This is a genomic window from Sphaerotilus uruguayifluvii (assembly GCF_013294065.1).
Taxonomy (GTDB): Bacteria; Pseudomonadota; Gammaproteobacteria; order Burkholderiales; family Burkholderiaceae_C; genus Sphaerotilus; species Sphaerotilus uruguayifluvii.
Genome location: NZ_JABSNM010000004.1, coordinates 36,995 through 58,252 on the forward strand (window position 1 = coordinate 36,995; position 21,258 = coordinate 58,252).

Annotated in this window: 13 protein-coding genes; 9 read left to right on the top strand and 4 right to left on the bottom strand. The window is 70.1% G+C overall.

The window, feature by feature from the left end; genetic code table 11:
• Window positions 1–82: 82 nt before the first annotated feature.
• The 3 genes from HNQ01_RS05715 (at window position 83) to HNQ01_RS05725 (ending at window position 3,423) form a co-directional block, all read left to right on the top strand.
• Window positions 83–1,057, top strand: a complete 975-nt coding sequence (locus HNQ01_RS05715; RefSeq protein WP_173804413.1) for a DNA-methyltransferase — start codon at window positions 83–85, stop codon at window positions 1,055–1,057.
• On the top strand, window positions 951–2,180 hold the full coding sequence (locus tag HNQ01_RS05720) for a PDDEXK family nuclease (protein ID WP_173804414.1): 1,230 nt from the start codon (window positions 951–953) through the stop codon (window positions 2,178–2,180). Before HNQ01_RS05715 ends, HNQ01_RS05720 begins: the two co-directional genes overlap by 107 nt.
• Window positions 2,181–2,343: 163 nt before the next feature.
• Window positions 2,344–3,423, top strand: a complete 1,080-nt coding sequence (locus tag HNQ01_RS05725; RefSeq protein WP_173804415.1) for an RNA methyltransferase — start codon at window positions 2,344–2,346, stop codon at window positions 3,421–3,423.
• A gap of 29 nt (window positions 3,424–3,452) precedes the next feature.
• On the opposite strand, the gene HNQ01_RS05730 is transcribed toward HNQ01_RS05725, so the two are convergent.
• A complete protein-coding gene (locus tag HNQ01_RS05730) occupies window positions 3,453–4,184 on the bottom strand; it encodes an IclR family transcriptional regulator (RefSeq protein ID WP_173804416.1) in 732 nt (243 codons plus the stop codon).
• A gap of 66 nt (window positions 4,185–4,250) precedes the next feature.
• Here HNQ01_RS05730 and HNQ01_RS05735 point away from each other — a divergent pair, with 66 nt between their 5' ends.
• Window positions 4,251–5,243, top strand: coding sequence for a hydroxymethylglutaryl-CoA lyase (locus tag HNQ01_RS05735; protein ID WP_173804417.1), 993 nt, complete (start codon window positions 4,251–4,253; stop codon window positions 5,241–5,243).
• Window positions 5,240–6,496: a CaiB/BaiF CoA transferase family protein gene (locus HNQ01_RS05740; RefSeq protein ID WP_173804418.1), complete on the top strand. Its 1,257-nt coding sequence runs from the start codon at window positions 5,240–5,242 to the stop codon at window positions 6,494–6,496. Before HNQ01_RS05735 ends, HNQ01_RS05740 begins: the two co-directional genes overlap by 4 nt.
• Here the strand turns inward: HNQ01_RS05740 and HNQ01_RS05745 are convergent.
• Window positions 6,489–6,965 carry a DUF3237 domain-containing protein gene (locus tag HNQ01_RS05745; RefSeq protein ID WP_286180511.1) on the bottom strand — a complete coding sequence of 159 codons (477 nt, stop codon included), beginning with the start codon at window positions 6,963–6,965 and terminating at the stop codon, window positions 6,489–6,491. The genes HNQ01_RS05740 and HNQ01_RS05745 overlap by 8 nt on opposite strands.
• Before the next feature lie 81 nt (window positions 6,966–7,046).
• On the opposite strand from HNQ01_RS05745, the gene HNQ01_RS05750 reads away from it, so the two are divergent.
• Both HNQ01_RS05750 and HNQ01_RS05755 read left to right on the top strand, forming a co-directional pair.
• Window positions 7,047–7,832, top strand: coding sequence for a LuxR C-terminal-related transcriptional regulator (locus HNQ01_RS05750; protein WP_173804420.1), 786 nt, complete (start codon window positions 7,047–7,049; stop codon window positions 7,830–7,832).
• Window positions 7,833–7,938: 106 nt separating this feature from the next.
• Window positions 7,939–8,922: a Bug family tripartite tricarboxylate transporter substrate binding protein gene (locus HNQ01_RS05755; protein WP_173804421.1), complete on the top strand. Its 984-nt coding sequence runs from the start codon at window positions 7,939–7,941 to the stop codon at window positions 8,920–8,922.
• On the opposite strand, the gene HNQ01_RS05760 is transcribed toward HNQ01_RS05755, so the two are convergent.
• Complete coding sequence (locus tag HNQ01_RS05760; RefSeq protein ID WP_173804422.1) at window positions 8,923–10,359, bottom strand: phenylacetate--CoA ligase family protein; 1,437 nt, start codon at window positions 10,357–10,359, stop codon at window positions 8,923–8,925.
• A gap of 156 nt (window positions 10,360–10,515) precedes the next feature.
• Entirely contained in the window at window positions 10,516–18,474 is a 7,959-nt protein-coding gene (locus tag HNQ01_RS05765; RefSeq protein ID WP_173804423.1) for a calcium-binding protein, read from the bottom strand.
• Between the two features lie 574 nt (window positions 18,475–19,048).
• On the opposite strand from HNQ01_RS05765, the gene HNQ01_RS05770 reads away from it, so the two are divergent.
• Window positions 19,049–19,357, top strand: a complete 309-nt coding sequence (locus tag HNQ01_RS05770) for a DUF485 domain-containing protein (protein ID WP_173804424.1) — start codon at window positions 19,049–19,051, stop codon at window positions 19,355–19,357.
• Window positions 19,354–21,168: a cation acetate symporter gene (locus HNQ01_RS05775; RefSeq protein WP_173804425.1), complete on the top strand. Its 1,815-nt coding sequence runs from the start codon at window positions 19,354–19,356 to the stop codon at window positions 21,166–21,168. The genes HNQ01_RS05770 and HNQ01_RS05775 overlap by 4 nt, the downstream gene beginning before the upstream one ends.
• Window positions 21,169–21,258: the final 90 nt, after the last annotated feature.

The window sequence follows — 21,258 nt, forward strand, 5'->3', positions numbered from 1 at the left end:
TTTTCGCTGATCGCCCGACCGCCAGCCGGGCGTCGCTGCTGACAAATTTCTCTTCGATCGAATACTGCCATAGAATAACTGAATGAAAGAACATGTACCAGCCACACCATCTACGCAGAAGCGTGCGACTCAGGGAGCACCCTCGGTCGAGGTGCGCCATGGAGATGCATTCGACCTTTTCGACGAACTGCCGAAAAGTTCGATCGACTTGATCATCACGTCCCCCCCGTACTGGGGCCACCGCGACTACGGCTTGCCTCATAACTGGGATTTCTTCAACGACATTCCGACAGTTCGAGAAATTGGCCCTGTAAGTCCAGGCTATGAATGGTATCGACTCCACGGCGGACTGCTTGGCCTTGAGCCGTACCCCGAGTGGTTTGTACATCATCTGGCTGAGATTCTTGACAAGGGTAAACGTAGCCTCAAAGCGACTGGCAGCATGTGGATCAACATCGGTGACACATATTTCGCACGATGGGCGAGCATCCGTGAACAAGGGCGACAAGGCCTTGGTTCAGAAGAACGTTACAGAAGAAAGACGCCGCTAGGCGGCATACGTGCAGAAAAAAATCTGTTGCTAATCCCTTCTCGCTTCGCTATTGCGATGCAAGAGCGCGGCTGGATTCTTCGCAACGATGTGATATGGCACAAACCGAATGCGGTACCACGCCCTGAAGCCGATCGGTTAAAAAATTCCCACGAGCACTTCTTTCACTTTGTCAAGAAGCCATCAGCGGGACGTGCCAGCTATTACTACGACCTAGAGCAAGCTGAGGCACGTGCCAGTGATGTGGTAACGGTTAACGTAGCGCCCGGCGAAGCTGGCCACAGTGCGACATTCCCGCACGCCCTCATCGAGCCACGCATCCTGACATCGTCTCCACCAGGTGGCACAGTGCTGGATCCGTTTTCAGGTACAGGTCGAGCGCTAGAGGTAGCGCTCGAACATGGAAGAAGTGCGCTGGGCTTTGATGCTCAAGCCACGTTCGTGCAACTACAAAAAACCAAGCTCAATGGCAACCTCAAACAGCGGACGCGGGAACTACGTCAGTGAGTGGTTCGGGCAGCGCATACACCCTGAAGTAAGGCTCGACTACACCGCAATATCCGGCACCAATGCAGGAAAATGCCCTTTTCTTTCAGAGGTATTACACCACCAGACGAACTGTGTCAAAAACGAAAACAGTAAAGGCGTTTGCACTATCAGCAGCTCGAGTAACGGTCATCGCCAAGATTGGCTGGTTTGCCCCTACCGTGTGATCAGCTCGTCGATCGTCACTCGAGGCTGTCAGTTAATCTTCGGATTGACTGAACCGGTCGAGCCTGTTCCTGTTCCAATTCTCAATACAGGCGAAGAACTCGCACGATTTATCGAGACGGTGAACGCCCGCGGCGCGGGCTACGTATTTTTCCAAGACAAACTTGGCGGCGAGATCTCGGTGATAGGTACGAACCGATCGCCGGAAATGAGTTTTGATATCACAATCGTCGAGATCAAACCAGACGGTACCGGTGGCTTCATGGTGTCACGCTATGGAATCCTTGAATTGCAGACCATGGATTACCACGGCACTTATAAGCATGCTGTGTCAAACCTGCGCGACGCGCTGCGCTTGCATGAAGACACCTTCGCTGCAGCGCTGAGGAAAAACCTAGGCCGGTGGTCCGGCCAAGACGTTGAAGGGCCGAACATCGCTAATGTCTTCAAACGAACATTTTATCAAATGCTGTTGAAGTTCCGGCTGGCTGGCGAGGGCTCTGCCGCAGCAGGCACAGTGCTCGCAATCCCACAGTCGGTGTGGGATTCTTGGCAACCGTTTCTTGGTGCGCCTGAACTCGAAGACGAAGCACCAGGCATCAAGCGGCTATGTGTAGCAGCGGATGCTCCTCCCGAACCTCAGCTAAATGCATACATCTGCGTATTCGACCTCGACTCCGCCAGCGACTGTGCAGTATCGCCAGTCACCATCAAACACTTCATTCGCATGTCACCAGAGAGGCTGGCGCACCACGCCTTCACCGAGGTGCCTGCACACATCCTTCACGCAATACAGACCGAGGAATCAGTACTGGCCACGATCAAGCAGCGCTTAGGTCAGTGGTGGCCTATATTTCAAACTCGCAGTCCTAGATCACGTCGGAGAACAGCCACAACACCCAGCAATCCTACAGATTAAATCATCCGGCAACCCGAAAATGATATTTTCATCAACCCAGCGACGGTCGCGATGGTGACATGCGAGAACGCCAAGCGACCTCGTCAGGTCTCTGAGACCGGTCCTTGATGCCGGTGTGCCCCGCCGGTCCGGCGGCGGCCCGGCATCATCGACAATCACGCCCATGCGCCTCCCCGACCTCACCTCCCGACTGCACGCCCTGGGCGCCGGACCGTCCCATGTGCAGCGCGTGCTGCGCCACTGGGCGCAGGCCCACCCACATGACCGGGGCGCCCATGCGCCCGAGCATTTCTATCCGAAGCCGCTGCTCGAAGCGCTGCCCGCGCTGCGCGAGGAGCTGGCCGGGCTGGCGCGGCTGCAGGCCAGCCATCCGGGCGAGGACGGCTCGGCGCGGCTGCTGGTGCGGCTGGGCGACGGGCAGATGGTCGAGAGCGTGCTGCTGCCGGCGGGGCCCAAGGGCGGGGGCGTGTGCGTGTCCACCCAGGTGGGCTGCGCGGTGGGCTGCCGCTTCTGCATGACCGGCCAGGGCGGCCTGGTGCGCCAGCTCGGCAGCGCCGAGATCGTCGCGCAGGTGGCGCTGGCGCGGCAGCAGCGCCCCGGCCTGAAGGGCGTGCGCCGCGTGGTCTTCATGGGCATGGGCGAGCCGGCGCACAACCTCGACGAGGTGATGGACGCCATCGAGCTGCTCGGCACCGCAGGCAACATCGGCCACAAGGAGCTGGTGTTCTCGACCGTCGGCGACCTGCGGGTGTTCGAGCGCCTGCCGCAGGGGCGCGTGAAGCCGGCGCTGGCGCTGTCGCTGCACACCACGCGGCCGGCGCTGCGCGCCGAGCTGCTGCCGCGCGCACCGGCCCTGACCCCGGCCGAGCTGGTGCGCCTGGCCGAGGACTACGCGCGCGCCACCCAGTACCCGATCCAGTACCAGTGGACGCTGCTCGAGGGCGTCAACGACAGCGACGACGAGCTCGAAGGCATCGCCGAGCTGCTGGCGGGCAAGTACGCGATGATGAACCTGATCCCGTTCAACAGCGTCGAGGGCAGCGGCTTCCGCCGCCCGAGCTGGGAGCGCGCGGCCGAGATGGCGCGCTGGCTCAACCAGCGCGGCGTGCTCACCCGCCTGCGCCGCTCCGCTGGCCAGGACGTGGACGCCGGCTGCGGCCAGCTGCGCGCCCGCGCCCGCGCCGAGCGCCCGCAGCACCCCGCGCGCAAGGTGATCGAGGTGCGGCCGGCCGTGGCAGGCTGAGGCCGGCCCTGCACGCCCACCTCCCAAGCTCAGCCCGCGCCCAGCGCCGCGCTCAGGCGCGCGGCCGTCTCGCGCAGCGCGCCGACCAGCTCGGGCCGCATGCGCGGCTCGGGCACCGTCAGCGTCAGCGCCCCCACCAGCACCGGCGCGGCGCCGGCCGCGCCGCCTGAGCGCCACACCGGCGCCGAGATGCCGGTGAGCCCGGCCACCCGGTCGCCGGTGCGCAGCAGATAGCCCTCCCGGCGGATCTGATCGCTCAGTGCGCCGGGTTCGCCGGCAAAGGCCAGCAGCACCCGGCCGCCGGCGCCGCGCTCCAGCGGCAGCAGGTCGCCGGCGCGCACATGGTCGCGCAGCAGATGCGGCGAATCCACCCGCAGCAGGCACAGCCGCTGCGCGCCGGAGCGCACATGCAGCGCCACGCTCTCCTGGGTCGCGGCCACCAGCGCGCGCATCAGCGGCAGCGCCACCGCCTCCAGCGGAAAGGCCGCCGCGCGCACCTGCGCCAGCCGGTCGATCTCCGGCCCCGGCGACCAGCCCCCCGTCTCGTCGCGCACCAGCAGCCCGGCATGCGCCAGCGAGTTCAGCAGCCGCAGCGCGGTGCTCTTGTGCAGCCGGGTGCGCTCGGCCAGCTCGGTCACGCCCAGCGCGCGGTCGCCCGGCCGGAAGGCCGACAGCAGGCTGAGCGCGCGGTCGACCGCCGCGGTGCCGCCGGGTGCGGCACCCTCGTCGGCGACCGACGGATTCGTGGACTTGCGAGGCATCGGCTATGATCCTGATCGTTCATTGAAACGCTTGTTTCATTCTACAGAACAATCTAAGGATTCCCGATGCCCTTGCCGTCATCCCCTGCGTCCCCGGCCGCTCCGGCGGTGCTGATCAGCGAAGTCGGCCCGCGCGACGGCCTGCAGAGCGTCGCCGCGGTGATGCCGACCGCAGCCAAGCTCGCCTGGATCGACGCGCTGCACGCCGCCGGGGTGCGCGAGATCGAGGTCGGCTCCTTCGTGCCGGCCGCGCGCCTGCCGCAGATGGCCGACGTGGCCGAGGTGGTGCGCCACGCCGTCGCCCTGCCTGGCTGGACGGTGATGGCGCTGGTGCCCAACCTGCGCGGGGCCGAGGCGGCGCTGGCCGCCGGCGTGCACAAGCTGACGCTGCCGCTGTCGGCCAGCGAGGCGCATTCGCAGGCCAACGTGCGCCGCAGCCGCGCGCAGATGCTCGACGAGCTGCGCGCCATCGACCGGCTGCGCGACCGCGTCGCGCCCGGCGTGGCGCTGGAGGTCGGCCTGTCGACCGCCTTCGGCTGCACGCTGCAGGGCCCGGTGGCCGAGGACGAGGTGGTGCGGCTGGCCGCCGCCGCGGTCGAGGCCGGCGCCGACGAGGTCGGCCTGTCCGACACCACCGGCATGGCCGACCCGGCACAGGTGCGCCGGCGCTTCCGCCAGGTCCATGCGGCGATCGGCCGGCATCTGGGTGCGGCGCACCTGCACAACACCCGCGGCCTGGGCCTGGCCAATGTGCTGGCGGCGCTGGACGCGGGCGTGCGCACCTTCGACAGCTCGCAGGGCGGGCTGGGCGGCTGCCCCTACGCGCCGGGCGCCTCGGGCAACGTGGTCACCGAAGACCTGGTCTTCATGCTCGAGGCCATGGGCCTGGACACCGGCATCGACCTGGAGCGGCTGATGGCCGCGCGCGAGGTGCTGCGCGCCGGCCTGCCGGGCGAGCCGCTGCACGGCATGACGCCCGAGGCCGGGCTGCCCCCGGGCTTCGTCTACGCCGACGGCCGCCGGCCGGCCGGCGTCACCCCCGCACCGGAGGCCGCATGAGCGCCGCCCCCACCCCGGACACAGGCCACGACGACGCGCTGCCGCTGGCCGGCGTGCGGGTCATCGAGTTCACGCACATGGTGATGGGCCCGAGCTGCGGCATGGTGCTGGCCGACCTCGGCGCCGAGGTGATCAAGGTCGAGCCGCTGGCCGGCGACAACACCCGCCGGCTGCTGGGCTCGGGCGCGGGCTTCTTCGGCATGTTCAACCGCAACAAGAAGAGCATCGCGCTCGACATCAAGAGCGCGCGCGGCCGCGAGATCGTGCTGCGGCTGGCCGCCGGCGCCGATGTCTTCAGCGAGAACTTCAAGAGCGGCACGATGGAGCGGCTCGGCCTGGGCTTCGAGGTGCTGGAGCGGCTCAACCCGCGGCTGATCCATGTCTCGCACAAGGGCTTCCTGCCCGGCCCCTACGAGCACCGCACCGCGCTCGACGAGGTGGTGCAGATGATGGGCGGCCTGGCCTACATGACCGGCCCGCCGGGGCGGCCGCTGCGCGCGGGCAGCTCGGTCAACGACATCATGGGCGGACTGTTCGGCGCCATCGGCGTGCTGGCGGCGCTGGCCCAGCGCGAGCGCACCGGCTGCGGCCGCCAAGTGCAGAGCGCGCTGTTCGAGAACAACGTGCTGCTGATGGCGCAGCACATGATGCAGTTCGCGGTGACCGGCCGCCCGGCCGCGCCCATGCCCGCGCGCATCAGCGCCTGGGGGCTGTACGACGTGTTCGAGGTCGCCGGGGGCGAGCAGATCTTCCTGGCCGCGGTCAGCGATACCCAGTGGACGCTGCTGTGCGAGGCCTTCGGCTGGAGCGACCTGAAGGACGACGTGCGCCTGGCGACGAACAACGACCGGGTGCGCGCCCGCGAGTGGCTGCTGCCGCTGCTGCGCGAGCGCTTCGGCGGCTTCGAGGCGGCCGAGCTGTCGGCGCGCTTCGAGCGCATCGGTCTGCCCTACGCGCCGATCGTGCGCCCGCACGAGCTCTTCGACGATCCGCACCTGGCGGCCACCGGCGGCCTGGCGCCGGTCACGCTGCCGGCCGACGCCAGCGGCGCCGGCGAGCCGGTGGAGACACGCCTGCCGCTGCTGCCGCTCGCGCTCGACGGCCAGCGCCTGCCGCTGCGCCACGCGCCGCCATCGATCGGCGAGCACGGGCAGGCGCTGCTGCGCGAGCTGGGCTACGGCGAGGACGAGATCGCGCGGCTGCGCGCCGAGGGCATCGTCGGCGGGCCGGAGCCCCTCGATCCGCTCAGCTGATGCGGTAGAGGTCCAGCAGCACCTGGCGGGCGCGGCGCTCGCCGGTGGCTAGCGCCATCACCCGGTTCAGATGCGCCCAGGCCGGCGCGCCGGTGGTGAAGCGCACCAGGGTGCGGAAGAAATAGTCCTGGCGCGGCACCGCCTCGCCGGCGGCCAGCCGGGCCATGACCTCGGCGGGGCCGTGGCGCAGGCCCTCGCTGCGGACCTCGATCAGCGCGCCGTCGTCGGCGCGGATCACGTAGTGCGCGGCGATCTCGAGCACGCCGTCGCTGCGCATCCATTGCCAGTCGATGCCGCCCTCGACCAGCGTGCCCGACAGCTCCGGCCCGCTGACCTCGCCGGCGCCCAGCGGAACGAAGCGCCGCTCGCCGGCCGGCGCGGCCCCCAGGCGGGTCAGGGCACCGACCTCGCAGCGCAGGTGCGCCATCGGGGTCAGGCCGGGTGGGCAGGCAAAGGGGGCGGATGTCATCATCAGGCTCCGTTCCGGGCAGGGGGTCCGATCATCGACCGACCGCCCCCGGCCGGGTGTCCACCCCGAGGATGACAGCGCTTGACCGACCTCTCCGTCCCACACGTCCAGACCGCACTGACCCGCCTGATCGACGCGATCGGCCACGAGGACTTCGCCACCCGCGCGCTGGCCGCCCTGAACGAGACGGTCCGCGCAGCCTCCTGGTCGGTCTACCGTCTGCATCCGCAGGACTTGCCGCCCGAACTGCACCTCTCGGCCAGCCGGGGCGTGGCGGACGCGACGCAGGACTGCTTCCGCGCCTACCGGGACGCCGGCCTGTACCGGCAGGACCGCAGCTTCGCGCGGCTGCGACCGGGCGGATCGCCCACGGGACCGCTGGTGCTGCGCATGCATGGCGACGAGGCCCCGAGCCCGGCCCACCGCGAGCTGATCTACCGCCGCCACCAGGTGGTCGAGCGGCTGTCGGTGGCCAGCGTCGAGCCCGACGGCTCGCTGCTGGCGATCAACCTCTATCACCACGAGCACCAGGGCCGCTTCACGCCGGCCGAGCAGGACACGCTAGCCGTGCTGGCGCCGCTGGTGCGCTCCAGCGTGCAGCGCCATCTGGCGCTGGAGCGCCGTACCCATGCACCGGCACCGGCCGCCGATCCGCGCCAGCGGCTGCTGCAGGCCTGCGCGACCCTGACCCCGCGCGAACTCGATGTCTGCGAGCGGCTGCTGCGTGGCTGGAGCCATGACGGCATCGCAGCCGACCTGGGGCTCACGCTGTCGACCGTCAAGACCTACCGGGCCCGAGCCTTCGAGCGGCTGGGGCTGCATTTCCGCAGCGAGCTGTTCGCCCGCTTCGGTCACTCGCCGCACTGAACCCGCACAGGCCGCTGCGGGTTGACCCTGTCGACCTCCCGGACGACAGGAGGACGGCGGCACGGCGCACAGACTCCGGTCCTGTCCAGACCGAGGAGACCCGCGCATGACCGCTCTCGCCCGCCGCCGCCTGCTGGCGGCCGCAGCCCTGACCCCGCTCGCCGCCTGGGGGCCGATCGCCTCGGCCCAGGGTCTGCCGGACCGGCCGATCCGGCTGATCGTCGGCTTTCCGCCCGGCACCGGCCCGGACATGGTCGCGCGCCTGCTGGCGCAGCGCCTGGCCGAGCAGCTGCGTCAGCAGGTGATCGTCGACAACCGCGCCGGCGCCGGCGGCCAGATCGCCGCCCAGGCGGTCGCGCGGGCAGCGCCCGACGGCACGACGCTGCTGCTGGGCGAGGTCGGCTCGATCGCGATCGCGCCGGCCGCCTTCGAGAAGCTGCCCTATGCGCCGGCCCGGGAGCTGGCGGGCATCAGCGAGGCGGTGCGCTCGGACTTCCTGTTCGTGGTACCGGCCAACTCGCCGCACGCCACGCTGACCGCCTTCGTCAAGGCTGCGCGCTCGCGGGGCGACCGCACCAACCTGGCGACCTTCGGCGCCGGCACGCCGGGCCATTTCGCCGCCGACATGCTCGGCGAGGCCGCCGGCTTCACGGTCGAGCCGGTCCACTACCGGGCCACCGGCGACGCGGTGACCGCGATCATCGCCGGGGATGTGGCCGGTGCCTTCGTGTCGACCGCGCTGGGCCTGGCGCAGATCCGCGGCGGCCGCATGCGCGCGCTGGCCACCACCGCGCCCGCGCGCTTGGCCGCGCTGCCGGAGGTGCAGACCTTCGCTGAAGCCGGCTGGCCGGCGCTGGATGTCTCGGCCTGGTTCATGCTGATGGCGCCTGCCGGCACGCCGGCCGCGCTGCTCGACCTGCTGCAGCGCCAGACGGTCGGCGCGCTCCAGCATCCGGAGACCCGCACGAAGCTGGGCGAGGCGGGCTTCTCGATCACCGGCAGCTCGCGGCCCGAGGCCGAGCGGCTGCTGGTGGCCGAGGCGCGCCGCTGGGCAGGCGTGGTGCGCAGCAGCGGCTTCAAGGGCGACTGATCAGTCCGCCATCACGATGACCTGGCGCAGCTTGCCGCTGGCCGCGTCGACGCTGGGCGGCGCGGCATCGACGCTGAGCTTGATCTCGGGCAGGCCCTGGCGGCGCAGGTAGTCGCGCAGCACCGTCAGCGCGCGCTCGCGCAGGCGCGCCGGATCGCTGCTCAGGCTGTCGTCGAGCCGCAGCGACAGCGCGTCCGGCGAAGTCTGCAGCAGCTGGAAGCGGTGCAGGTCGGCGCCCTCCTCCAGCACGGTGGTCACCGCCAGCGGCGACAGCCGCACCTCGGCCGAGCGCGCGTCGCGCAGCCGCAGCGTGTCGTCGCCGCGGCCCTCGATGGTGAAGGACGGCCGGTGGTTGCCGCAGGGGCAGTCGTCCGGATGCATCGTGACGCTGTCGCCCAGCCGGTAGCGGATCAGCGGCTGCACCCGGTTGGCCAGATTGGTCAGCAGCACCGCCTTCGACGGCGTGCCCGGCTCGACCGGCCGGTCATCGGCGTCGACCGGCTCCATCACGACCCAGTCGTCGTTCAGGTGCATGCGCCCGTGCGGGCACTCGAAGGCGATGCTCAGGCACTCGGAGGCGCCGTAGTCGTTGATGACCGGCGCGCCGAAGACCGACTCGATCCAGTCGCGGGTGCTCGCCGGCAGGCCCTCGCCGCCGGCCCACAGCGCCAGCGGCGTGAGCCGCAGCCGCCCGGCCTGCTGCTGGCGCGCCAGCTCGGCCAGCATGCTGGGGTAGCTGGCCAGGAAGGCGGGTCGCCACTCCTGCAGGCCGGCGCAGATCTCCTCGATCGGCTGCGTCACCGAGAAGGCGCGCGAGGCGCTGCCGGAGACCGGATTGAAGCGGCACTGCCGGCGCCAGAACGAGACGCTGGCGTAATGGCCGTCGAGTGCGGCCACCAGCGCGCTGCGCGGCTGCAGCCCCCACGGGCCGAAGGCGCCGCTGGCGGCCATCGGCCACCAGCGCTGGGTCGCGAAGCGGCGGTCCATGCGGCTCTCGAGCATCGCGGTGTAGACCGCCAGCGCGCCGCTGTCCTGGACGAAGATGCCCGGCTCGCCGCTGGTGCCGGAGCTGGTCCAGATCGCGTAGCGGCGCAGGAAGTCCTCGCCGATGCGCGAGCGGTCGGCCAGGAAGTCCTCGACGCCGGCGCGGGTGATCGCCGGATCGGTGACCCAGTGGTCGAAGTTCGCCATCAGCGTGGGCTTGTCGACCGGCGGCACGTCCTCCCAGGCCGGCATCAGCGCGCCGGGATGGCGGCCGTGGTGGCGGCGGTAGAAGGTGCTGCGCGCATGCGCATGCTCGAGGAGGTCGCGCTGGCGCCGCCGCACCAGGTCGGCGGAGGCGGCGGGCGGCCGTCCGGTCATCGCCAGCCAGCTGGCGGCCGGCGACCAGGACTGCATCCAGTCCGCCCAGGGTTCGTCATGCACGAGTGCTGCCATGCCTGTCTCCTTCTCTCCCGAGGGGGTTGCGGCCAGCGCGCGGAGAGCGGTCAGATGCCGCCTGCGGCCGGTCCTTGCGTCCGTTTGTCACGGACATCTTGGCCCGCCCGGCGAACATCTGCCTGACATGCATCACTCAGGACATGGTTTTTACATTCATGAAGACCAGGTACCTGCGATCACCGGCTGCAGCGCCGCCTGATAGGCCGCCGGCAGCGTGCTGGTGCCGATCGAGGGCATCTCGAAGGCCGACATCGCCTCGATCAGCGTGTCGACCTGCGAGGCCTGCAGCACATGACCGTCGGCGGTGCGGAACTCCTCGATGCGCGCAGCCGGATCGCTGTCCCAGTCCATCAGGTAGATGCGGTCCCAGGTGCCGACGATGCTGACCTCCAGGAAGCCGTCGAGGCGCTGGAACCAGAGCTGGTCGATCGCCACGCCCGCCCCGAATTCGACGACATCGTGGTTGCCCTCGGTGTCGTCCCAGTCCCAGATCACGTCCAGGCTGGTGCCGCGGCCGACGCGGTAGACATCGTCGCCGGCGCCGCCGGCGAGCGAGTCGGCGCCGCCGCTGCCCAGGAGGGTGTCGCGGCCGGCCGTGCCCACCACCAGGTCGGTGCCGCCGCCGGCGTCGATCACCAGGCCGCCGACGACCGTCGTGCCGCTGAGGTCGATCACGTCGTCGGAGCTGGTGCCCAGCAGGCGCGCCACGCCGGCCACCCCGGTCACGTCGAGGATCTCGATGCCGCTGGCGGAGAAGTCCTTCACCGCCAGGTCCATGTCGCCGGTGCTGCTGGCGACGATGCGGTCGACGCCCTGCACGCCGGTGTCGGCCCAGGTGTCCCAGCCCTGGAAGGTCGAGGTCGCGTACCTGCCGCCGATGACGCGGTAGGTGTCGCTGCCCTCGCCGCCGTCGAGCACGTCGTCGCCGAAGCCGCCGACGAGGGTGTCGTCGCCGGCGCTGCCGATGATCGTGTCGTTGCCCCAGTTGCCGTCGATGACGATGTTGGCGCCGGTCAGCGTCGTGCCGCTGAAGTCGAGCCGGTTGTGGCCGCTGTCGCCGTACAGCCGCACCGTGCCGGCCGCGCCGGTCGCGTCGACCTGCTCGATGCCGGTGTCGACCCAGGACTGCAGGCCGATGTCGACATCGCCGCTGCCCGAGGCCACCACCCGGTCGAGGCCGCCGGCGCCGGTGTCGTGGAACAGGTCGAAGCGCTGGAAGCTGCCCCAGCCGCCGGCCTCGTTGCCGGTGATGCGATAGGTGTCGCCGCCCTCTCCGCCGTCGAGCGTGTCGTTGCCGCCGCCGCCGACGATCAGGTCGGCGCCGGCGCTGCCGTAGACGGTGTCGTCGCCGTAGTCGGCCCAGATCTCGACATTGCCGCCCAGGACCGTGGTGCCGCGCAGGTCCATGAGGCTGGCGTTGCCGGTGTCGAGCAGGCGCACCGTGCCGGTCGCGCCGCGGCCGTCGATGACCTCGATGCCGGTGTTGCTCCAGCCCCAGGTGCCGATGTCGACGTCGCCGCTGCCGTAGGCGGCCAGCCGGTCGGTGCCGGTCGTGCCGCTGTCCTGGCGGTGGTCATGGTCCTGGTAGACGCCCCAGCCCCCGGCCTTGTTGCCGGTGACGCGGTAGGTGTCGCTGCCTTCGCCGCCGTCGAGCCAGTCGTCGCCGTTGCCGCCGACCAGCGTGTCGTCGCCGGCGCTGCCGATCAGCGTGTCGGTGCCGTAGCCGCCGTCGAGCGTGATGTTGCCGCCCACCAGCGTCGTGGTGCTGAAGTCCATGCGGTTGCCCGCACCGTTGCCGACGACCCGCACCGCCGCGGCCTCGCGGCCGTCGATCTGCTCGATGCCGGTGCCGACCCAGTCGGTCACGCCGATGTCGACCGCGCCGCCCCCGGTGGCGACGATGCGGTCGGTGCCGCTGGTTCCGCTGTCGCGGAAGGTGTCGTAGCCGCGGAAGACCGACCAGCCGGCCGCCTCGCTGCCGGTGACGCGGTAGACGTCGCCGCCGTTGCCGCCGTCGAGCCAGTCGTCGCCGAAGCTGGCGATGACGGTGTCGCTGCCGGCGCTGCCGATCAGCGTGTCGTTGCCCCAGCCCTGGTCGATGACGACGTTGCTGCCCAGGATCGTCATGCCCGACAGGTCGAAGCGCTCGGCCGCGCCCTCGCCGAGCAGGCGCACCGTGCCGCTCGCGCCGCGGCCGTCGATCACCTCGATGCCGCTGGCCGCGCCCAGCCCGCCGCGCACGCCGATGTCGACATTGCCGCTGCCGACCGCCTCGATGCGGTCGGTGCCGCTGCTGCCGCTGTCGACATAGGTGTCGTAGCCGGAGAACGAGGCCGACTCGGTGCCGGTGACGCGGAAGGTGTCGCCGCCGCCGCCGCCGTCGAGGCGGTCCTCGCCGGAGCTGGCGAGGATCGTGTCGGCGCCGTCGGAGCCGATGACGGTGTCGTTGCCGCTGCTCGCGTCGATCACCACGTTCGTGCCGACGATCGTCGTGCCGCGCAGGTCGATCAGGTCCGAAGTGTATTCGGCCAGCAGGCGCACCGTGCCGGCCGCGCCGCTGCCGTCGACGATCTCGATGCCGCTGTCGCGCCAGTTGCGGATGCCGATGTCGACGTTGCCGGCGCCGAGCGCGACGATGCGGTCGATGCCGCTGCTGCCGCTGTCGCGCCAGGTGTCGTAGCCGTGGAAGCCGGTGGCGGTGTTGCCGGTGACGCGGTAGGTGTCGCCGCCGCCGGCGCCGTCGAGCAGGTCCTCGCCGTTGTTGCTGACGAAGGTGTCGTCGCCGGCGCTGCCGTAGACGGTGTCGTTGCCGTTGCCCGCGTCGATCACCACGTTCGCACCGATGATCGTCGTGGCGCGGAAGTCCAGCAGCTGCGCGCTGCTCTCGCCGAACAGGCGCACCGTGCCGGCCGCGCCGCTGCCGTCGATCACCTCGATGCCGCTGGCCGCGCCGAAGCTGCCCTTCAGGCCGATGTCGACCGCGCCGGCGCCCTGCGCGACGATGCGGTCGATGCCGGTGCTGCCGGTGTCCCGGTAGGTGTCGTGGTTGCGGAAGCTCGACCAGCCGCCGGCCTCGTTGCCGGTGACGACGAAGGTGTCGCCGCCCTCGCAGCCGTCGAGCGTGTCGTCGCCGCCGCCGCCGACCACGGTGTCGGCGCCGGCGCTGCCGTAGACGACGTCGTTGCCGTAGTTGGCGTCGATCACCAGGTTCGCGCCGACCAGGGTGGCGCCGCGCAGGTCCAGCGTCGAGCTGCTGCCGTCGCCGTAGATGCGCACCGTGCCGGCGGCCTTCGTGCCGTCGATCACCTCGATGCCGGCGGCCAGCGCCGAGAAGCTGCCCTGCAGGCCGATGTCGACGTCGCCGCCGCCCACCGCCTCGATGCGGTCGATGCCGCGGGTGCCGCTGTCGCGGTAGGTGTCGTTGCCCTGGTAGCTCGACCAGCCGCCGGCCTCGTTGCCGGTGATGCGGTAGGTGTCGCTGCCCTCGCCGCCGTCGACCCAGTCGGTGTTCATGCCGCCGACGATGGTGTCGTCGCCGGCGCTGCCCCAGATCGTGTCGTTGCCGTAGTTGCCGTCGATGACGATGTTGCCGCCGACCAGCGTCGTCGCGCGCAGGTCGATGACGTTGGCGTCGCCGGTGTCGAGCAGGCGCACCGTGCCGGCCGCGCCCGTGCCGTCGATCACCTCGATGCCGGTGCCGGTGAAGCCGCGCACGCCGATGTCGACGTCGCCGCTGCCCGCCGCGACGATGCGGTCGGTGCCGCCGGCGCCCTCGTCGGCATAGGTGTCGTAGCCCTGGAAGCCGCTCGGGATCGAGCCGCTGACGCGCACCGTGTCGCTGCCGCCGGCGCCGTTCCAGCGGTCGTCGCCGGAGCCGTTGAGCAGGATGTCGTCGCCGGCGCTGCCGTGCACCACGTCGTTGGCGCCGCCGGCGTCGATGACCAGGTTCGCGCCGATCAGCTGCACGCCGCGGAAGTCCAGCGTGTCGTTGATCCAGCCCTCGGCCAGCAGCCGCACCGTGCCGCCGGCGCCGCTGGCGTCGATCACCTCGATGCCGCTGGCCGCGGCGCTGAAGCCGCCGCGCAGGCCGATGTCGACGTCGCCGCTGCCCACCGCGACGATGCGGTCGACGCCGCTGGCGCCGGTGTCGCGCCAGGTGTCATAGCCGTGGAAGCCGGTGGTGGTGTTGCCGGTGACGCGGTAGGTGTCGCTGCCGCCCGCGCCGTCGAGCGTGTCCTCGCCGTTGTTGCTGACGAAGGTGTCGTCGCCGGCGCTGCCGTAGACGAGGTCGTTGCCGTTGCCGGCATCGATCACCACGTTCGTGCCGACGAGGGTCGTGCCGCGGAAGTCCAGCGTCTGCGCGCCGCTCTCGCCCAGCAGGCGCACCGTGCCGGCCGCGCCGCTGGCGTCGATCACCTCGATGCCGCTGGCCGCGCCGAAGCTGCCCTTGAAGCCGATGTCCACGTCGCCGGCGCCGAGCGCGACGATGCGGTCGACGCCGCTGCCGCCGCTGTCGCGCCAGGTGTCGTAGTTCTGGAAGACGGCGCCGACATTGGCGGTGTTGCCGGTGATGCGGTAGGTGTCGCCGCCCTCGCCGCCGTCCAGGGTGTCGTCGCCCTGGCCGCCGACGAGCGTGTCGGCGCCGGCGCTGCCGTAGACCAGGTCGTTGCCATAGTTGGCGTCGATCACCACGTTCGTGCCGACGACCGTCAGCCCGCGCAGGTCCAGCGTCGAGCTGCTGCCGTCGCCGTAGATGCGCACCGTGCCGGCGGCCTTCGTGGCGTCGATCGCCTCGATGCCGGCGCTGGCGGCGACGAAGCTGCCCAGCAGGCCGATGTCGACGTCGCCGCTGCCCACCGCCTCGATGCGGTCGACGCCGCTGCTGCCGCTGTCGCGGTAGGTGTCCCAGCCGTGGTAGCTGGCCCAGCCGCCGGACTCGGTGCCGCTGACCCGGTAGGTGTCGCCGCCCCCGCCGCCGTCGAGCACGTCGTTGTTCGCGCCGCCGATGATCGTGTCGGCTGCGGCGCTGCCCCAGATCGTGTCGTTGCCGTAGGCACCGTCGATGACGATGTTGCCGCCGGCCAGCGTCGTCGCGCGCAGGTCGATGACGTTGGCGTCGCCGGTGTCGAGCAGGCGCACCGTGCCGGCCGCGCCACTGCCGTCGATCACCTCGATGCCGGTGCCGACGAAGCCCTTCACGCCGATGTCGACGTCGCCCGAGCCGACCGCGACGAGGCGGTCGGTGCCGCTGCTGCCGTCGTCGGCATAGGTGTCGTAGCCCTGGAAGCCGCTGGCGGCGGTGCCGCTGATGCGCACCGTGTCGCTGCCGCCGGCACCGTTCCAGAAGTCCTCGCCCGAGCCGTTCAGCAGCAGGTCGTCGCCGGCGCTGCCGTGCACCGTGTCGTTGCCCCAGCCGGCGTCGATGACCAGGTTCGAGCCGATCAGCCGGGTGCCGCGCAGGTCGACCAGGTCGGCGCTCGACTGCGCCAGCAGCCGCACCGTGCCGGTCGCGCCGCTGGCGTCGATCTCCTCGATGCCGGTGGCCGACCAGCTGCGGATGCCGATGTCGACATCGCCGCCGACCGCCACCACCCGGTCGATGCCGCTGCTGCCGCTGTCGCGGAAGGTGTCGTAGCCGTGGAAGCCGCTGGTGGTGTTGCCGGTGACGCGGTAGGTGTCGCCGCCGCCGGCGCCGTCGAGCGTGTCCTCGCCGTTGTTGCTGACGAAGGTGTCGGCGCCGGCGCTGCCGTAGACGACGTCGTTGCCGTTGCCCGCGTCGATCACCACGTTCGTGCCGAGGATCGTCGTGGTGCGGAAGTCCAGCGTCTGCGAGGCGCTCTCGCCGAGCAGGCGCACCGTGCCGGCCGCGCCGCTGCCGTCGATCACCTCGATGCCGCTGAAGCTGCCGTAGCTGCCCTTGATGCCGATGTCGACATTGCCGCCGCCCACCGCGACCACCCGGTCGGTGCCGGAGGCGGGCGCGCCGCTGTCGCGCCAGGTGTCGTAGCCCTGGAAGCCGCTGGCGGTGCTGCCGGTGACGCGGTAGGTGTCGCCGCCGCCGGCGCCGTCGAGCGTGTCGTCGCCCCAGCTCGCCAGCAGCGTGTCGGCCGCGGCGCTGCCATAGACGGTGTCGTTGCCGTAGTTCGAGTCGATGACCAGGTTGCTGCCCAGCAGCTGCACGCCGCGCAGGTCGAGCTGCGTGGCGTTGCCGTCGCCGTAGACGCGCACCGTGCCTGCGGCACCGGTCGCGTCGATCTGCTCGATGCCGGAGAGCGCCGCGCTGAAGTCGCCCAGCACGCCGATGTCGACGTCGCCCGCGCCCGCCGCGACGATGCGGTCGACGCCGCTGCTGCCGCTGTCGCGGTAGATGTCATGGTTCTGGAAGCTCGACCAGCCGCCGGCCTCGCTGCCGGTGATGCGGTAGGTGTCGCCGCCCTCGCCGCCGTCGACCCAGTCGTTGCCGCCGGCCGACACCAGGGTGTCGGCGCCGGCGCTGCCCCAGATCGTGTCGTTGCCGTAGCTGGCGTCGATGACGATGTTGCCGCCGACCAGCGTCGTCGCGCGCAGGTCGATGACGCTGGCGTCGCCGGTGTCGAGCAGACGCACCGTGCCGGCCGCGCCGCTGCCGTCGATCACCTCGATGCCGCTGCCGGTGAAGCCCTTCACGCCGATGTCGACGTCGCCCGCGCCGATCGCGGCGATGCGGTCGGTGCCGCCGCTGCCGCTGTCGCGGTAGACATCGTGGCCGAGGTAGCCGGACGCGGCATTGCCGGTGACGCGGTACAGGTCGCCGCCGTCGCTGCCGTCGACGGTGTCGTCGCCGGAGTTCGCCTGCAGGATGTCGGCCGCGCGCGATCCGGTGATCGTGTCGTGGCCGCCGCCGGCATCGATCACCAGCGTGCCGCCGGTGACCGCGACCTCGCGCAGGTCGAAGAGCTCGGCGGCGTTCTCGCCGAGCAGCCGCGCCTCGCCGCCGCCGACCTGCGACAGGTCGATCTGCTCGATGCCGGTCAGCGCCGCGCCGAAGCCGCCGCGCGTGCCGATGTCGACGCCGGCGCTGCCGATCGCCACGATCCGGTCGACGCCGTCGGTGCCGCTGTCGCGCCAGCTGTCGTAGCCCTGGAAGCCGCTGGCCTGCGTGCCGGTGACCCGGAAGGTGTCGCCGCCGCCGGCGCCGTCGAGCACGTCCTCGCCCCAGCTCGACACCAGCGTGTCGACGCCCTGGCTGCCGTAGACGGTGTCGTTGCCATGGCTGGCGTCGATGACGATGTTGTCGCCGAGCAGCGTCGTCGCGCGCAGGTCGATCAGGTTCGAGGCGCTGCTGTCGATCAGGCGCACCGTGCCGGCGGCGCCGCGGCCGTCGATCACCTCGATGCCGCTGTCGGCGAAGCCCTTGATGCCGATGTCGACGTCGCCGTCGCCATAGGCGGCGATCGTGTCGGCGCCGCCGGTGCCGGTGTCGCGGTAGATGTCGTTGCCCTGGTAGCCCAGCGCGCTGGTGCCGCCGGCGCGGTAGAGATCGCCGCCGTCGCTGCCGTCGAGCACGTCGTCGCCCTGGTTGCCCTGCAGGATGTCGGCCGCGCGCGAGCCGGTCACCGTGTCGTTGCCGTAGCCGGCATCGATCACCAGCGTGCCGCCGAGCACCGCGACATCGCGCAGGTCGAAGGTCTCCGAGGCGCCTTCGCCGAGCAGGCGCACCTCGCCGCTGGCCTGGCTCAGGTCGATCTGCTCGATGCCGGTCAGCGCCGCGCCGAAGCCGCCGCGCACGCCGATGTCGACGCCGCCGCTGCCGATCGCCACGATCCGGTCGACGCCGGCCGTGCCGCTGTCGCGCAGGCTGTCGTAGCCGCTGAAGCCGCTGGCGTAGGTGCCGCTGACCCGGTAGGTGTCGCTGCCCGCACCACCGTCGAGCAGGTCCTCGTTGCTCTCGCCCACGAGCAGGTCGTCGCCCGCACCACCCTCGAGCGTGTCGTTGCCCGAGCCGCCCCACAAGGTGTCGTCGCCGTCGCCGCCCTGCACCGAATCGTTGCGTGCGTAGGCGAATATCTCGTCCGCGCCGGTACCACCGATCAGGGTTTCTGCGGAGTCGCTGCCCGATATCACCGTGATCACCCCCGCCACACTGGAAACCTTTATTGCACTCATCCGGGTAAACCCTGTTTGTTCGTCCAACCCAACGGCCGCTTCCGCGCCATGCGGTCCGACCTCCTGCGGTCATCCCGGCCGATCCTTCCTGACAGCGCGCCAGGCACGGGTCTGCCGGACGTCGGAAGGGGTCGAACTCGAAATGAAAAAGCCGTCAGGTTGTATCCGAGTCGCTGCCGCGCAGGCGATACCCGAGCCACGGGGGAACAGCCCCGATCGGCCGCCTTCCGGTGTGACATGTGCACGCAAACAGGGCCATCACGGCAGGCTGGAGGCGCGAGGACGACCCGGAACGGTGCGCTCCCCGCAGGGCGTCGGCGGGGCCGCCGAGCGGGTCCGGCGCTGCGTCAGGCGGGCGTCAGAGACATGCCAGATAAGCGTCCGGGCAAATATTTGATGGCCATCAAATATTAGGGATTACCCGGCCAATACCCTGAACCGTCATCTCCGTGAAATATGTTGAAACGGTCAGTATTCGGTCAGGCTCGCTTCCTAGACTGCCCCCCGGATATTCGACAAACATTCCAATCCGGAGCACCAAATGGCAGATCCTGTGGTCGCCCGCATCAGGGCAAACCCCAAGTATGCGGAACTGAAGAGCAAGCGCAGCGGCTTCGGCTGGCTGCTGACGCTGCTGATGATGGTCGTGTATTACGGCTACATCGCGCTGATCGCGTTCAACAAGGAGTTCCTGGGCCAGAAGATGGGCGAAGGCGTCACGACGCTGGGTGTGCCGATCGGCATGGGCGTCATCCTCTTCACCATCGTGATCACCGGCGTGTACGTGCGCCGTGCCAATGACGAGTTCGATCGTCTGACCAAGGAAATCCTGCAGGAGGTCTCGAAGTGAGCCGTACCTTGAAGACTCTGCTGGCCGTGGCCGGCGTGGCCGGCGCCGGTGTCGCGCTGGCGGCCGGCGCCGACCTCGGCACCACCGCGAAGCAGGAGACGAACTGGACCGCGATCATCATGTTCGCCGTCTTCGTCGCCTTCACGCTGTTCATCACCAAGTGGGCCGCGGCCAAGACCCGCTCGGCCGCCGACTTCTACACCGGCGGCGGCGGCATCACCGGCTTCCAGAACGGCCTGGCGATCGCCGGCGACTACATGTCGGCCGCGTCCTTCCTGGGCATCTCCGCCGCGGTGATGGCCAACGGCTACGACGGCCTGATCTACTCGATCGGCTTCCTGGTCGGCTGGCCGGTCATCACCTTCCTGATGGCCGAGCGCCTGCGCAACCTCGGCAAGTTCACCTTCGCCGACGTCGCCGGCTACCGCTTCCAGCAGGGCCCGATCCGCGCGTTCGCCGCGTCGGGCACGCTGGTGGTGGTCGCGTTCTACCTGATCGCGCAGATGGTCGGCGCCGGTTCGCTGATCAAGCTGCTGTTCGGTCTGGACTACTGGATGGCGGTGGTCATCGTCGGCGCGCTGATGATGGTCTACGTGCTGTTCGGCGGCATGACCGCGACGACCTGGGTGCAGATCATCAAGGCCGTGCTGCTGCTGTCGGGCGTGACCTTCATGGCCTTCATGGTGATGGCGCAGTTCGGCTTCTCGCCGGAGGCGCTGTTCGCCAAGGGGGTCGAGGTCAAGGCCGCGATCGCTGCCAACGCCAAGGCCGCCGCCGTCGCCGGCGCTGCCGCCAGCGCGGCCATCGCGCAGACGCCGGAAGCCGTCGCTGCTGCCGCTGCCGCCGCCTCGAAGGCCGAAGCCATGGACCCGGCCAAGATCGGCCAGGCGCTGATGGCTCCGGGCAACTTCATCAAGGACCCGATCTCGGCGATCAGCTTCGGCATGGCGCTGATGTTCGGCACCGCCGGCCTGCCGCACATCCTGATGCGCTTCTTCACCGTCCCGGACGCGAAGGAAGCCCGCAAGTCGGTGTTCTGGGCCACCACCTGGATCGGCTACTTCTACATCCTGATCTTCATCATCGGCTTCGGCGCGATCACCCTGGTGCTGACCAACCCCGAGTTCGCCGACACCGCCAAGGGTGTCATCAAGGGCGGCGCGGGCACGGCCAACATGGCGGCGGTGCTGGTGGCCAAGTCGGTCGGTGGCAACGTGTTCTACGGCTTCATCTCGGCCGTGGCCTTCGCGACCATCCTGGCGGTGGTGGCCGGCCTGACCCTCTCCGGCGCGTCGGCGGTGTCGCATGACATCTACGCCACGCTGATCAAGAAGGGCAACGCCGACAGCGCCTCCGAGCTGAAGGTCTCGCGCATCACGACGCTGTCGCTGGGCGTGCTGGCCGTCGTGCTGGGCATCGCGTTCGAGAAGCAGAACATCGCGTTCATGGTCTCGCTGGCCTTCGCGATCGCCGCCTCGGCCAACTTCCCCGTGCTCTTCATGAGCGTGCTGTGGAAGGACTGCACCACCAAGGGCGCCGTCACCGGCGGCTTCCTGGGCCTGATCAGCTCGGTGGGCCTGACCATCGTGTCGCCCTCGGTGTGGGAAGCCACGCTGGGCAACCCGAAGGGCTCGGCCTGGTTCCAGTACAGCTCGCCCGCGCTGTTCTCGATGACCATCGCCTTCGTCGGCATCTGGATCTTCTCGCTGCTCGACCGCAGCGCCCAGGCCCAGCAGGAACGTGCCGCCTTCGAGGCGCAGCAGATCCGCTCGGAAACCGGCCTCGGTGCCGCCGGTGCCTCGGGTCACTGATCCCTGATCCGCCCGTCCCGCCGGAGGTCCGCAGGCCTCCGGCCCGGGCCCCCGCGACACCCGGCTCCGGCCGGGTGTCGTCGTTTCCGG